Here is a 13,496-nt window from a genome sequence, read left to right as displayed (position 1 = left end):
CCCTGGTTCTGCCGGCTTAAACCAGTTCCCTGCCCTTGGCGTCGATGGCGTTGGCCACCGCCTCGTCGGTCGCCTCGTCGGGCAACAACATCTCGTTGTGCGCCTTGCCCGACGGGATCATCGGGAAGCAGTTGGCGAGCGTCGCCACGCGGCAGTCGAACAGCACCGGCTTCCTGACCGAGATCATCTCCTTGATCGCGTCGTCCAGTTCGTCCGGCTTCTCGCAGCGAATGCCGTGGCCGCCATAGGCCTCGGCCAGCTTGACGAAGTCCGGCATCGCCTCGGTATAGGAATGCGACAGCCGGTTGCCGTGCAGCAATTGCTGCCACTGCCGCACCATGCCCATATACTGGTTGTTGAGGATGAAGATCTTGATCGGCGCATCGTGCTGCACGGCAGCGCTCATCTCCTGCATCGTCATCTGCACCGAAGCGTCGCCGGCGATGTCGATGACCAGCGCGTCCGGATGCGCGATCTGCACGCCGAGTGCCGCCGGCAGGCCATAGCCCATCGTGCCCAGCCCGCCCGACGTCATCCAGCGGTTCGGCTTCTCGAAATGATAATGCTGCGCCGCCCACATCTGGTGCTGGCCGACCTCGGTGGTGATGTAGGTGTCCATGCCCTTGGTCAGTTCGTAGAGCCGCTCGATGGCGTATTGCGGCATGATCACGTCGTTGTTCATCTTGTAGGCGAGCGAGTCGCGCGCACGCCATTTGGCGATCTGCTCCCACCAGGGGTAGAGCGCCTTCTTGTCGGCCTTGGCGCTCGCGCGCCACAGCCGCACCATATCCTCCAGCACCCGGCCGACATCGCCGATGATCGGCACCTCGGTGTGGACGTTCTTGTTGATCGACGACGGATCGATGTCGATGTGGATCTTCTTCGAGTTCGGCGAGAAGGCGGTCAGCCGGCCGGTGATGCGGTCGTCGAAACGCGCGCCGATGCAGATCATCACATCGCAGTCATGCATGGCCATGTTGGCTTCATAGGTGCCGTGCATGCCGAGCATACCCATCCAGTTCTTGCCCGATGCCGGATAGGCACCGAGGCCCATCAGCGTCGAGGTGATCGGGAAACCGGTGAGATCGACCAGTTCGCGCAGCAGATGGCTCGCTTCCGGGCCGGAATTGATGACGCCGCCGCCGCTGTAGATGATCGGCTTCTTGGCTCCCGCCATCAGCTCGACCGCCGCCTTGATCTTCTCCAGGTCGCCCTGGACCTTGGGCTGGTAGCTGGTGCGTGGCGCGATCTGCGGCGGGACATAGAACCCCTTGGCGAACTGCACGTCCTTCGGGATGTCCACGACGACCGGACCCGGACGGCCGGTGGTCGCGACATGGAAAGCTTCGTGGATGGTGGCGGCGAGCTCGTTGACGTCCTTCACCAGCCAGTTGTGCTTGGTGCAGGGGCGCGTGATGCCGACCGTGTCGCATTCCTGAAAAGCGTCCGAGCCGATCAGCGAGGTCGGCACCTGCCCTGTCAGGCAGACCAGCGGGATCGAATCCATCAAGGCGTCCTGCAGCGGCGTCACCGCATTGGTGGCGCCGGGGCCGGAGGTCACCAGCATGACACCGGCCCTGCCGGTGGAGCGCGCATAGCCTTCGGCCGCATGGCCGGCGCCCTGCTCGTGGCGCACCAGTATGTGCTCGACATCGTCCTGCTGGAAGATCTCGTCATAGATCGGAAGGACAGCGCCGCCGGGATAGCCGAAGACATGCTTGACGCCATTGTCCTTCAGCGCCTGCACCACCATTTCGGCACCTGTCATCTCGCGCCGCTCGTTCTGTCCGTTGCTCATCGGTCTGGTCCCGTACTGTCGCCATTTGGCGTTTGCTGGTCGTTTAGTCGTGTTTCAGGCAATAAAAAAGGCCCCCGAGGGAGCCTGTGTCTTGCGCATGGGGGGTTTTCGCCCGGCGGTTACACCGCCTTGCCCACGCGCTTTCCTACGAGAATGAGTGCTGTTTTCATGGTGGCGGACACTAAGGGCGGGAAAGGCGACCTGTCAACGGGAAAAATCGCGCCGGCGCGCACAGCGTGCCGGCGCGATTGAGGCGATCAGCCCGGCGCCTTGCAGCGGGAAACATGCGGATCGCATTTGGACACCTTCCTGGCCTGCATCTTCGCTGGCGGATGGTGAGGTGCCACCCTTGCCGGGCCATGGTGCTGGGGCGCGTGCATTGCCAACGCCTGCTGATGCGGCTTTTGTTGCCCGGCACCGCGTGCAGGACGCTGCCCCGAAACCGGCTTGGCCGAACCCGGTTTGGCCGACGATTTGACAACGATACGTCCATCGCCCGCGGTCCTGTCGGCATGCAGCTTGAGCGCATCGGCCTTCGCGCCATTGCCGGCGGCCATCCGCTTGCGCACGGTGTCGCCAGGCTTCATGACGGCCGGATTGCCGGCAGCCACCGCGCCCGGGGAAATGGCCTTGCCGCCGATCGCAGTCTTGGGGCCCGCCACGATTTGCCCCTTCTCCGTTGCATTGCCGGCAAGCTTCTTGATCTCCGCGCCCCTGGAAGCATCGAGTCGTGCACTGGCAAACACGCCTTTGGGCGGAGGAACCAGTTTTGCCGCCTTGATCGATTCGATGACGGGCTTCGGGAGTTGCTGCAGCCTGGGTCCGGCATTGATGGCAACCACCTGGTTGCCAAGCCGCACATGCGGCGCATTGTTGACCACGACCGTCTGGTTGATGATCGTCGTGTTGCGCATGATGATGACGTTCTCCTGAACCGGCCGCACCACCCTGACCAGATCGACCGCGCCGATCGCCGCCACCGGCACGAAACACCACCAGGCGTCGTCGAAGGCGACACCGACGTCGGGCGGCGCCGGCGCCCAGCCGACATCATTGCCGCCCTGGCGCCAGACCACCCAGGCTGGCGCCCATTGATCGCCTGCGATCCAAACCCAGCCGAAATCGGGATCATACGCCCAGCGGCCATAGTGATAGACGACATCGCCGAATGGCTCGGTGGACTGCCAGTACCAGCCATCGTCGGTCCAGACCCACCTGCCTTCGGTGTAGGGCCGCCATTCGGTGCGGACCGAGGGAACCCAGACATCGCCGAAGCGGCTGGAGGTTCGCCATCCGCCATAGTTCGAAAGCCTTTCGCGGACGGTGACGGAAATTTCCGCCGCATACGCCTGCGTTCCGGGCAGCACCAGCGGGCCGGTCAGGGTCGCGCTCAAGGCCATGACCGCGGCCATTGCTGCAGCACGTCCACGCCGGCCGAGAGAATAACGTGAAGACGCTTGGATAAAGGGTATGATGATCATAACGGGCTCCAGAGTTCCGCATCCAGAAAATCCCGGGAGCCGCCCTGTTGCCCGCCACCGCTTCCCGGCTTCTCACCGATCGGTTGTCATCGGCCCCGGTGACCGCATTGCGGCATTTGACCATCAATTTTGCGCGACTGGCGCGGCATTCACAAATGGGACGTCCGTTTCCGGCGCCCGGGCGATTCCGAAACCGCCTGGCGATCTCATTTCGAGGATAAACCATTGAAACCGCTGGAAACTATGGTGGGGCGTGACGAGGGCCGCCATCTCTGACGATACTTGATCGTCCGGCGGCAAGCCCGGCGGAGCCACCACCATGACGATCTGGATTTCACGGGAGGAAACCTGATGCTCGACAAGCCCTCTAGCAAGAACACGGCCCGCAAGAAACTGTCCGACCTGCTCGATCAATTCGGCGCAGCGCTTGCTGCCAATGACATCGAGAAGGCGGTCGATTGCTTTCAAGAGGATTGCTACTGGCGCGACCTCGTTACCTTCACCTGGAACATCAAGACCATGGAAGGCCGCGACCAGGTCCGCGACATGCTGAAAAGCCAGTTGTCGAACACCAGGCCGTCACACTTCGCCATCGCCAAAGGCGAGGACGCGACCGAGAGCGGCGAACTGATCGAGGGCTGGATCAGCTTCGAAACGGAGGTGGCGCGCGGCTTCGGCCATATCAGGCTGAAGAACGGCAAGATCTGGACGCTGCTGACCACCATGGCCGAACTGAAAGGCCATGAGGAGCCGGCAGGCTTCGCGCGGCCGATGGGCGCCAGGCACGGCTCGGGCAAGAACCGTCCGACATGGAAAGAAGAACGCGAGAGGGAAGCCGCCGAGCTCGGCTTCAAGACGCAGCCCTATACGGTGATCATCGGTGGCGGTCAGGGCGGCATCGCGCTCGGCGCGCGGCTGCGGCAGCTTGGCGTTCCGACCATCATTATCGAGAAGAACGAGCGGGCCGGCGACAGCTGGCGCAAGCGCTACAAGTCGCTCTGCCTGCACGACCCCGTCTGGTACGACCATCTGCCCTATATCGATTTCCCCAAGAACTGGCCGGTCTTCTCGCCTAAGGACAAGATCGGCGACTGGCTGGAAATGTACACCAAGGTGATGGAGCTGAATTACTGGTCCTCGACCGAGGCCAAAAGCGCGTCCTATGACGACAAGGCCAAGGAATGGACCGTCGTCGTCCACCGCGACGGCAAGGACATCACGCTGAAGCCGAAGCAGCTGGTGCTGGCCACCGGCATGTCGGGCAGGCCCAACCTGCCGAAATTCAAGGGCATGGAGGCCTTCAAGGGCGACCAGCACCATTCCTCGAAGCATCCCGGCCCCGACAAATATGCCGGCAAGAAGGTGGTCGTCATCGGCTCGAACAATTCCGCGCACGACATTTGCGCGGCCTTGTGGGAGGCCGGCGTCGACGTCACCATGGTTCAGCGCTCCACCACCCACATCGTCAAGTCCGACACGCTGATGGATATCGGTCTTGGCGCGCTCTATTCGGAACAGGCGGTGCAGAGCGGCATGACCACGGCCAAGGCCGACCTCATCTTCGCCTCCCTGCCCTACAAGATCCTGCACGAGTTCCAGATCCCGCTTTACGAGAAGATGAAGGAACGCGACGCGGCCTTCTACAAGGGACTGGAAAAGGCCGGCTTCATGCTCGACTGGGGCGATGACGGCTCGGGGCTGTTCATGAAATATCTGAGGCGCGGTTCCGGCTACTACATCGACATCGGCGCCTCGCAACTGATCATCGATGGAGCTATCAAGCTGAAGAGCGGCGCCGACGTGGCTGAAATCAAGGAGCATTCGGTCCTGCTCACCGACGGCACAGAACTGCCCGCCGACGTCATCGTCTACGCCACCGGCTACGGCTCGATGAATGGCTGGGCGGCGGAGCTGATCTCGAAGGAAGTCGCCGACAAGGTCGGCAAATGCTGGGGCCTCGGCTCGAGCACCACCAAGGACCCCGGTCCCTGGGAAGGCGAACAGCGCAACATGTGGAAGCCGACACAGCAGGAAGCGCTGTGGTTCCACGGCGGCAATCTGCACCAGTCACGCCACTATTCGCAATTCCTGTCTCTGCAGCTGAAGGCCAGGCAGGCCGGCTTGGCGACGCCGGTCTACGGCTTGCAGCAGGTGCACCACAAGGGATAGGCGAGCGCCATTCCGGCCGGAAGAAAGAAGGAGGCACGGCTTGCACCCTGCCTCTTTCCTTTGAGGGAATTACGCCGGCGTACCCGCCGCGAACTGCGTCACGACCCGCTGCAACAGCGGCACGTAATCGCGAAACGTCCGTGTCTTCATGTTGGCGATCTTGCCGCTCTCGTCCCAGATGCGGACCCGGACCGCTTCCTCATGGAAGGGGTTCTTGCGGAACTCGGCTACCTCATCGGCGCTCATCGGCCCGCCCTGCAGCGACAGCGTGTGCACTGAGGCCTGCGAAAGCCTGCCGAAATAGGTCGGGTCGGTGGCGCAGAGATAGCGCTTGGCCGCGACATGCAGCCGGACGCATTCGACGATGACAGGCGGAAAGAACGGCGCCAGCACCTCGCCACCGGCTTCGTCATGATGCTTGTCCTCGACATCCTCGGGCGAATAGGTGCCGAACTCGCTGGTGTAGTGGCCAATGTCGTGCAGCAGCGCCGCCGCCACCAGTTCGTCCGGCGCGCCGTCCTTTTCGGCGAACCAGGCGCCCTGCAGCATGTGCTCCGACATGGTGACGGGTTCGCCGAGATAGGATTCCGCGCCCCGTCGCTCGAAGATGTCGGCGATGAACTCGACGATATTGTCCGCGTTCAAATCCTGGCCACTCATTCCGCCGCCTCCTTGAACCCGTGCTCGATTGCAGCCAGCGTCGACAGCAGGCCGTCCTTGTCGGCGTAACAGCCCTGCAGCCAGCGCTTGCCGGTGCCGGAAAACGCCTTGCGCGCATGCATGACACGGGTGTTGTCGACGATGAATGCCTGCCCCGCTTCGAGCTTGAACGTCACTTCGAAGGACGGATCCTCGATCAGTTCGGCGAACCGGCGGTAGGCGGCGTAGTACGCTTCCATGTCGGCGAACGGCACGTCGACCGTCGGCGCCAGCGAGCGGTTGTTGAAGCGGATGCAGATCAGCTCGCCATCGGGTCCGAGCTCGATCATCGGCCGCTTCGCCTGCAGCCGAACGCCGGAAGAGCCGGCATATTCGAAGCGCGCCGGGTATGAGCTCAGCAGCCGGAAGCCTTCCGGGTTCTCAACCTGCAGCGCGGCCGCGACGGCAAACCCGTCGACGACGCTGGATTCGCCGCCCTCAACCGTATTCTCGATGCAGGACAGGATCTGCAGCGTCGGCACAGGGTCGCGATAGGGATTGTCGGTGTGCGCCTGAAGGCCGAGATTGGTGTAGGCGAGATTGTTCGGATTGACCTCGGCGCGCACTTCGAACCAGCGGCCGTAATTGGTCTCCCTGATATAGCCGAAAAGATCGGACACTTTGCACAGCGCCCCGGATTCGGCCGGCAGATCGTCCATCACCGCAAAACCATAGGCTTTCACCGCCGACAGCCATTGCCCCAGCACGGCGCGATCGCGGCTGGCTGCGACATAGCCGGCGCGTGGCACCGAATTCTGCATGGTGGCCTTGGTCCATCGCACGGTGTCCTCGCCTGTCCAGCCAGCCTGGCGCGCCTCACCGCGATCATAGGCGTTGGCGCGCAGCCATGCCGCCGGGAAACTCACCGTTTTTTGCTCGGGCACGAAACTGATTTCCAGGGCGCCACCCTTGACCGATGCAGCACCGATCCTGGTGCCGGCGGGAATGTCGAGGATGGTGATCAGCCGTTGGCCATTACCGGCGCTGCGCGTCTTGTCGTCCAGCGCATTGTCGCGCAGCCACATGGCGTGAAAGCGGCTGCGCGTCCCATCCTGCCAGCCAAGTTCGATTGTTCTGCCTTCGTCGCCGATCAGCGCGTGGGTAAGCATTGAGATCCGTTCCTGTCGGTTGCGTCCCGCGGCCCGATCCGCAGGGTTTCGATTGCATGTTGATCGCGGCAAAGGCATAACTCAAATTATCATTTTTTGGCCAATGATCGCGGAATACTAATGGCTCGGACAAACACGCCCTTACCGCCGCTCGACTGGCTGCGCAGTTTCGAGGCCGCGGCGCGGCTGTCGAATTTCACCGCGGCGGCAGCCGAGCTTGGCCTCACCCAGGCGGCCGTCAGCCAGCACATCCGGTTTCTCGAGGAGCGGCTGAAGACACGTTTGTTTTCGCGGCTGGCGCGCGGCGTCGCGCTGTCGCCGGAGGGTGCGGCCTACCTGCCGCACATCCAGTCGGCCTTCGCCACCATCGGCAACAGCACCGCGGAACTGTTCGAGCCGCGCGCCGTCCAGACCGTGACCATTCGGGCGCCGATCTCCTTTGCCTTGCTGATGCTGGTTCCAGCAATGCCCGATCTCGCAAAGGCACTGCCGCGCATCCAGCTCGATCTGGTGACGATCCATCGCCCTGCTGACTACGACCTGCCGGGCTCAGTGCTCGACATCCGTTTCGGCAACGGATCCTTCCCCGGCCGCGAAGCCGACAGGCTGACGGCCGAGCGGCTCGTGCCGGTGGCGGCGCCGGGCCTGGTCGGCGACGCGGACTGGACATCCTTGCCGCTGCTTCTGGTTGCCGGCGCACGCGAGATGTGGGCGGAATGGTTCGCCGCCGCCGGGTTGGCCGGCCACCCCAGGCGATCGCACCGTTTCGACAGCTTCGTTGCCGCCATGGAAGCGGCGAGCGCCGGCGCCGGTGTGCTGCTTGGCTCGCGGCCGCTGGTCGATGCGGCGCTCGACAGCAAGACGCTGGTCAGGCTTTCCGACTTCGAACTCTCCAGCACATCGGGGCATTTCCTGACCAAGGCGTCGACAGCGCGCCTGACCGGCGCCGAGCAGGATTTCCGCCAGTGGTTGCTGTCGCGCCTCTCCGCGCCGGCATGACTGGTTACGAGATTGGCCCAATCCGCTTCCAGTAAATCAGCGTGCCGGTCAGCCCGCCACGCGGCTTCAGGGCATAGTCCGGTATCTCACCGGCCAGTGTGAAGCCCAACCGCTCATAGAGGCCTGAGGCGCCCTCCTCGGTTGCCGTGTCCAGCACCAGCAGCGTGCGCCCTTTCTCCACCGCGAGGCTCTCGGCAGCCCGCATAAGGCGCGTTCCCACACCCCTGCCCCGGTAGCCGACTGATGTCATCAGCTTGGCGATCTCGGCCCGGTGCGGCTGGTTGGGCGGGAAGTCGAGCAGCAAGGTCACGGTACCGACCAGGTTTTTGCCGTCCCAGGCGCCAAGCACCGCTCGTTCGCCCCTTGCCGCCGCGGCCAGTGATTTCTCCCAGAACGCCCTTGCCGCCTGCGGCGCCAACGGATGCATGAAGCTGACCGATCCGCCGGCCGCCACCGTTGCGACCAGCAATTCGGCCAGCATGTCCTGCGTCTCGGCAGCCGGGTCAAGGGTTGCGATCTCGATCGAGTTCATGTGCAGGATATCCTGTGATTGCGATAGAAGCGGGCGCATTGCTGTCACTCCAGATGGCGCACGCGGCGTCGCTTTCGCGCCGCCTTGATGGCGCTGATGCGTTCGGTGTCTTCGTGCCCGAGATGCCGCCCACGCTCGAGAATCTCGAGCGTGTACTCCTCGTAGGTCAGGCCAAGCCGCTCGGCTCTGTCCATTCGCAGCAGCATGACCTCGTGGCTCGGCGCCTTCCACGCCTTGGCGTGCGCTGCCTGCCAGGCCAAGAAGATGTAGGGATCGCCCTTGCCCCATGGCGGGCCTTTGTACTCATCGAGAGGCGGCCCCCCATTGTGGGAGCGCTTTGGTCTTCTTGCCATTGTGTCAGCCCCTGACCAGCGCGACCAGATAGTCGGCGCCGGGCTCCAGGGCATGGAAGGTGCAGTCCGACGGCGCCCCAAGCGCCAGGCAGTCGCCAGGCTCCAGCATGTGCGCCGTATCGCCTTCGACGAATTCGAGCCGCCCGGAAATCAGCCATATCTGCTGCTTGATAAAGGCGTAGGAGGCGGCCGGGAAGCTGACTTTGGCGCCCGCCGGCAGATGCACCTTGATCAGCTCCAGCGGCATGTCGGAAGCCGGCGAAAGATGCCGCCTGACATAGCCGGTATCGGGATCGCGCCACACCGGCTGGTCGGCCTCGCGCAACAGCCCGCCGCCCTGCAACTCCGCGCGCGCGATCAAGGTCGACAGCGTCATGCCGAAGGCCGACGCGATGCGCACCAGAAGCGCCGCCGTCGGGCTGGTCTTGCCCCGCTCGATCGTGCTGAGCATCGCCTTCGAGACGCCGGAACGCTCCGCGAGTTCGGCCAGGGACCAGTCGCGCGCGATTCTTTCGGCGTGTATCCTGCGGCCGATCGTCGAGGAAATGTCGTTCGCTATATCATCCATACGTCTATTATAGCGAAATATAGACGCCAGAGAAGAGCCGTCTTGCGACAATTTTCATGGGCCCCTTAATGCTCTCTACACCATCCGACCTCATCGGGCCTTAACCCCATTCGGGTAGGATCGATGCTCCAGGGAAATGGGGATTGGCCTGTCCATGTATGTCGAACGCGAAGCCTCCGTCGGGGAACCGACCTCGCAGGAGCGCCGCCAGGCCGAGCAGAACGACAAGCGCATCCTCGGCAATGTCGTGCAATGCGATGGCGCGCGCGCCACCATCAGCGCCTATGCGGACGATGCCGACGGCGCGGTGACCGGCCTGTGGACGGTCGGCAAGATGATTTCCATCAATCTCGGATCGACGCGAACCGTCGGCCTTGTCTACGCAATTGGCAAGTCGGACCGCGCCTGGAGCAATGAGGGCCAGAACGCCATCGAGGTCAGCATCGAGCTGATCGGCGAAGTCCGTGACGGAGCAGAGCCGGGCGCCAAACCGGTCTTCGACCGCGGCATCACCACCTATCCGCATATCGGCGCCGTTGCGCATCGCATCCGCACCCGCGACCTGCAGGCGGTCTATGATCTCGCCGGGCGTCATTCGATCACGATCGGCACGCTCGCGCAGGACGAGACGATCGCCGCCAACATCGCCATCGACGATACGCTGGCGCGTCACTTCGCCATTGTCGGCACAACCGGCGTCGGCAAATCCACCGCCGTCTCGCTGCTGCTGCGCAAGTCGATCGCGGCAAGGCCGGATCTGCGCATCCTGATCCTCGACCCGCACAACGAGTTCGCGGCGTCGCTGCCCGAATACTGCGTCAGGGTCGATTCCAAGACCCTGGATCTTCCGTTCTGGATGTTCACGCTGGAGGAATTCGCCGAGGTGCTGTTCCGGGGCCGCGAGACCGAGCCGGAAGAAATCGACGCCTTGCGCGACCTCATCCCGGCCGCCAAGAATCTCTACCGCAACCCGAATTCGGGCTCCTATATCAGGCGAGGCAGCGATGCGCTGACCGCCGATACGCCGGTGCCTTACCGCATCGCCGACCTGCTCAAGCAGATCGATGAGCGCATGGGCATGCTCGAAAGCAAGACCGATCGCCCGACGCTCAAATCGCTGAAGACGCGCATCGAATCGGCGGCGGCCGATCCACGCTACCGCTTCATGTTCAACTCGCGCCTGATCGAGGACACCATCCACGAGACGATCGGCAACATCTTCCGCGTGCCGCATCATGGCCGCCCGGTAACCTGCTTCGAGATGGCCGGCATGCCGTCCGAAGTGGTCAATTCGGTCTGCTCGGTGCTGGCGCGCCTGGCCTTCGACCTCGCTCTGTGGAGCGAGGGCAAGCTGCAGCTGCTGTTTTTGTGCGAAGAAGCGCACCGCTATATGCCGGCCGACCCGCGCCTCGGCTTCGCGCCGACCAGGCATGCGCTGTCGCGCATCGCCAAGGAAGGCCGCAAGTATGGCTGCTATCTCGGCGTCGTCACCCAGCGCCCCGGCGAGCTCGACCCGACCATCCTGTCGCAATGCTCGACCTTCTTCGCCATGCGGCTTGCCAATGAGCAGGACCAGGCGATCATCCGCTCGGCGATTGCCGACTCTTCCGCCTCCTCGCTTGCCTTCCTGTCCTCCATGGGCCAGCGCGAAGCCATCGCCTTCGGCGAAGGCGTGGCGACGACCATGCGGCTGAAGTTCGAAAAACTGCCGAGCCACCTGCTTCCCGGCACGGCCAAGCGCGAAGAGGCCGCCTCTTCGAAGCCGGGCGACGATGTCGATCTGGTGGCGATCGTGGAACGACTGCGCAACGTGCCGAAATCAACGCAACAGTCTATGGCCTTCGCAGAAGTCGTCGATTCAGGCCGCCAGGCCGGCGATCCCGACTACCGCAAGCCACCCGCCGCGCGCGCACCATCGGACGATGATTTCGACATGCGCTACGGTCTCAAGCCAGCAACCTTCGGCCTGCGCCCGCAAAACGATTGAGTTTGCGACCCGGCTGTTCTGCCGGCCGATTGAGAAGCCGCGCCAAGCTTGGGCCCGCCTGGACCGCTCGATAAATCCCGTCAGGGAATTCGTCAGGCTGAGTCGGGTGGTGCTGTTTTCGAGAACCGAAGCGGAGCGGACATAAAGTCCGTGAGCATCGGAAGCGCAGAAAACGGCGCCAGACGGCCAGCCTCACGAATTCAGTAATGGGATTTCAGGCGCAGACGCGGTTGCGGCCTTGCCTCTTCGCCTCGTAAAGCTGGCGGTCGGCGCGGCGATAGAACTCTTCGGCTGTTTCCTTGCGGTCCCAGACGGCAAGCCCGACGCTGGTGGTTATCTTGAGGCGGACATTGCCCGACAGCACCGACATGTTGGCGATCGCCTTGCGGATGCGCTCGGCAAATTTGCCCAGAAGCTCGGCGTCCATGTTGGGCGTGACCACGGCGAATTCCTCGCCGCCCAATCGCGCCACCACATCGTGGTAGCGTGTCATGTCCTTGAGACAGTTCGCGACGGCCTTGAGCACCTCGTCGCCGACGTCATGGCCGTGGGTATCGTTGACCTGCTTGAAATGGTCGAGATCGAGGATCATCAGCCCGACGGGCTTTTCGATGCGCCGGAACTCCTCGAGATACTCCTTCAGCGCATCATCGAAATAGCGCCGGTTCTGCATGCCGGTCAGGCCATCGGTCAGCGCCGCATGCTCGAATGTTTCCGAGCGCGCGCTGAGCGAGACCGTCATGGCGCGCAGCTTGCCTTCCTCCGTCGCCTGTTTGCGGATCAGCGGATAGATGAAGAAAATGCCGAAGAACAACGCGGTGGCCAGGAGCACGCCGGTCGCAAACAAGAGCTTGTTGAGATAGATGACCTTGTCCAGACCCGAAGCCGTATGCAACTCGTCGGCGAAGGATTGCAGAAGTCCATAAGCATGCAGCGTCACCAGGCCGGCGGCCAGGATCACGAATATAAAGACGAAAAATGCTGATTCCGCCTTGTGGAAACGCATCTGCTCCCCGTTGGAAAAGTGCCCACCGACCTTATGGCACGGGCGGGCTTACGGAGGGTTAATTTGGACAACCACAACGGGAACCTTTCCTTGCAGGTAAACTTTTCAGGTTGCATCGGAAGCAAGCGTTTAGATCGTGGTTTCCAGATCATGACCGGGGCGCAACCTCAGCCATTCCGGCCCCAATTGATGCCTGAACCAGGTGGTTTGCCGCTTGGAATATTGCCTGGTCGCGATCTTGGCGCGTTCGATTGCCTCGGGAAAGCCAATCTCTCCGGCCATCGCCGCCTGCAGTTCGCGAACGCCGATCGCTTTCATCGCCGGCAATTCGGGATCGAGGCCAAGTGCCGCAAGCCGCTTGACCTCGTCCAGCCCGCCCTTGTCCAGCATTTGGTCGAAGCGTTTGTCGATGCGTCCGACCAACGCCGCCCGATCCGGCTCGATCACCAGGAAACGCGCGCTTTCCCTGTCGATGAGCGGCTGGCCGCGCTCTGCCTGCCATTCCAGGATCGAACGGCCCGACGCATCGAGAACCTCCAATGCGCGCACGATGCGCTGGCTGTCGGTTGGCTTGAGCATCGTGGCGGCCGCCGAATCCTCGCGCAGCAGCAGGCTGTGCAGCTTGACGGCGCCCTGCTCCTTCAATTCGTAGCGCCAGCGGTCGCGGACCCGCTGCGGAATGTCGGGCATTTCCGAAATGCCCTCGGCCAGCGCGCGAAAGTAGAGCCCGGTGCCGCCGACAAAAATCACTGGCCGTTCGGAGAGCGTGCCGTCAGGCCGTTCGGAGAACGTGCC

At 63.2% G+C, this 13,496-nt stretch carries 12 protein-coding genes; 3 read left to right on the top strand and 9 right to left on the bottom strand.

Features of this window, described 5'->3' with window-relative positions; genetic code table 11:
- Positions 1-16 precede the first annotated feature (16 nt).
- Positions 17-1,798, bottom strand: coding sequence for an acetolactate synthase 3 large subunit (locus EN943_RS07930; RefSeq protein WP_127412178.1), 1,782 nt, complete (start codon positions 1,796-1,798; stop codon positions 17-19).
- Positions 1,799-2,055: 257 nt separating this feature from the next.
- Positions 2,056-3,210 carry a DUF6600 domain-containing protein gene (locus EN943_RS07925; RefSeq protein WP_127412177.1) on the bottom strand — a complete coding sequence of 385 codons (1,155 nt, stop codon included), beginning with the start codon at positions 3,208-3,210 and terminating at the stop codon, positions 2,056-2,058.
- A gap of 420 nt (positions 3,211-3,630) precedes the next feature.
- Here EN943_RS07925 and EN943_RS07920 point away from each other — a divergent pair, with 420 nt between their 5' ends.
- Positions 3,631-5,448 (top strand): NAD(P)/FAD-dependent oxidoreductase, encoded by a 1,818-nt coding sequence (locus EN943_RS07920; protein ID WP_127412176.1) that lies wholly within the window; start codon positions 3,631-3,633, stop codon positions 5,446-5,448.
- A 69-nt stretch (positions 5,449-5,517) separates the two neighbouring features.
- Here EN943_RS07920 and EN943_RS07915 read toward each other — a convergent pair whose 3' ends face one another.
- Entirely contained in the window at positions 5,518-6,108 is a 591-nt protein-coding gene (locus tag EN943_RS07915; protein ID WP_127412175.1) for an HD domain-containing protein, read from the bottom strand.
- Positions 6,105-7,256, bottom strand: coding sequence for a gamma-butyrobetaine dioxygenase (locus EN943_RS07910; protein WP_127412174.1), 1,152 nt, complete (start codon positions 7,254-7,256; stop codon positions 6,105-6,107). The genes EN943_RS07915 and EN943_RS07910 overlap by 4 nt, the downstream gene beginning before the upstream one ends.
- A gap of 120 nt (positions 7,257-7,376) precedes the next feature.
- On the opposite strand from EN943_RS07910, the gene EN943_RS07905 reads away from it, so the two are divergent.
- A complete protein-coding gene (locus EN943_RS07905; RefSeq protein WP_127412173.1) occupies positions 7,377-8,255 on the top strand; it encodes a LysR family transcriptional regulator in 879 nt (292 codons plus the stop codon).
- Between the two features lie 4 nt (positions 8,256-8,259).
- Here the strand turns inward: EN943_RS07905 and EN943_RS07900 are convergent, their stop codons facing one another.
- The 3 genes from EN943_RS07900 to EN943_RS07890 are packed head-to-tail and all read right to left on the bottom strand — an operon-like array spanning position 8,260 to position 9,708.
- Positions 8,260-8,787: an N-acetyltransferase gene (locus EN943_RS07900; protein ID WP_127412200.1), complete on the bottom strand. Its 528-nt coding sequence runs from the start codon at positions 8,785-8,787 to the stop codon at positions 8,260-8,262.
- A gap of 44 nt (positions 8,788-8,831) precedes the next feature.
- On the bottom strand, positions 8,832-9,140 hold the full coding sequence (locus tag EN943_RS07895) for a hypothetical protein (protein WP_127412172.1): 309 nt from the start codon (positions 9,138-9,140) through the stop codon (positions 8,832-8,834).
- Between the two features lie 4 nt (positions 9,141-9,144).
- A complete protein-coding gene (locus tag EN943_RS07890) occupies positions 9,145-9,708 on the bottom strand; it encodes an XRE family transcriptional regulator (RefSeq protein ID WP_127412171.1) in 564 nt (187 codons plus the stop codon).
- A gap of 154 nt (positions 9,709-9,862) precedes the next feature.
- Here EN943_RS07890 and EN943_RS07885 point away from each other — a divergent pair, with 154 nt between their 5' ends.
- A complete protein-coding gene (locus EN943_RS07885) occupies positions 9,863-11,695 on the top strand; it encodes an ATP-binding protein (protein ID WP_127412170.1) in 1,833 nt (610 codons plus the stop codon).
- Positions 11,696-11,909: 214 nt separating this feature from the next.
- On the opposite strand, the gene EN943_RS07880 is transcribed toward EN943_RS07885, so the two are convergent.
- Together EN943_RS07880 and miaA are read right to left on the bottom strand one after the other, a co-directional pair.
- Entirely contained in the window at positions 11,910-12,701 is a 792-nt protein-coding gene (locus EN943_RS07880; protein WP_027034868.1) for a GGDEF domain-containing protein, read from the bottom strand.
- A 129-nt stretch (positions 12,702-12,830) separates the two neighbouring features.
- Positions 12,831-13,496 (bottom strand): tRNA (adenosine(37)-N6)-dimethylallyltransferase MiaA (gene miaA, locus EN943_RS07875; protein ID WP_127412169.1); only part of this gene is annotated, 666 nt, incomplete at its 5' end.

Origin of the sequence: Mesorhizobium sp. M7A.F.Ca.US.006.01.1.1, assembly GCF_003997935.1 — a bacterium.
In the GTDB taxonomy this organism is placed as follows: domain Bacteria; phylum Pseudomonadota; class Alphaproteobacteria; order Rhizobiales; family Rhizobiaceae; genus Mesorhizobium.
Note: the sequence above shows the minus strand (reverse complement) of the source record. Positions and strands in the feature narration are given on the sequence as shown.

Excerpts from the sequence above, each read along its gene's own strand:
- EN943_RS07930 (WP_127412178.1), bottom strand. The coding sequence starts at position 1,798 with ATGAGCAACGGACAGAACGAGCGGCGCGAGATGACAGGTGCCGAAATG.
- EN943_RS07925 (WP_127412177.1), bottom strand. The coding sequence starts at position 3,210 with ATGGCCGCGGTCATGGCCTTGAGCGCGACCCTGACCGGCCCGCTGGTG.
- EN943_RS07920 (WP_127412176.1), top strand. The coding sequence starts at position 3,631 with ATGCTCGACAAGCCCTCTAGCAAGAACACGGCCCGCAAGAAACTGTCC.
- EN943_RS07915 (WP_127412175.1), bottom strand. The coding sequence starts at position 6,108 with ATGAGTGGCCAGGATTTGAACGCGGACAATATCGTCGAGTTCATCGCC.
- EN943_RS07910 (WP_127412174.1), bottom strand. The coding sequence starts at position 7,256 with ATGCTTACCCACGCGCTGATCGGCGACGAAGGCAGAACAATCGAACTT.
- EN943_RS07905 (WP_127412173.1), top strand. The coding sequence starts at position 7,377 with ATGGCTCGGACAAACACGCCCTTACCGCCGCTCGACTGGCTGCGCAGT.
- EN943_RS07900 (WP_127412200.1), bottom strand. The coding sequence starts at position 8,787 with ATGAACTCGATCGAGATCGCAACCCTTGACCCGGCTGCCGAGACGCAG.
- EN943_RS07895 (WP_127412172.1), bottom strand. The coding sequence starts at position 9,140 with ATGGCAAGAAGACCAAAGCGCTCCCACAATGGGGGGCCGCCTCTCGAT.
- EN943_RS07890 (WP_127412171.1), bottom strand. The coding sequence starts at position 9,708 with ATGGATGATATAGCGAACGACATTTCCTCGACGATCGGCCGCAGGATA.
- EN943_RS07885 (WP_127412170.1), top strand. The coding sequence starts at position 9,863 with ATGTATGTCGAACGCGAAGCCTCCGTCGGGGAACCGACCTCGCAGGAG.
- EN943_RS07880 (WP_027034868.1), bottom strand. The coding sequence starts at position 12,701 with ATGCGTTTCCACAAGGCGGAATCAGCATTTTTCGTCTTTATATTCGTG.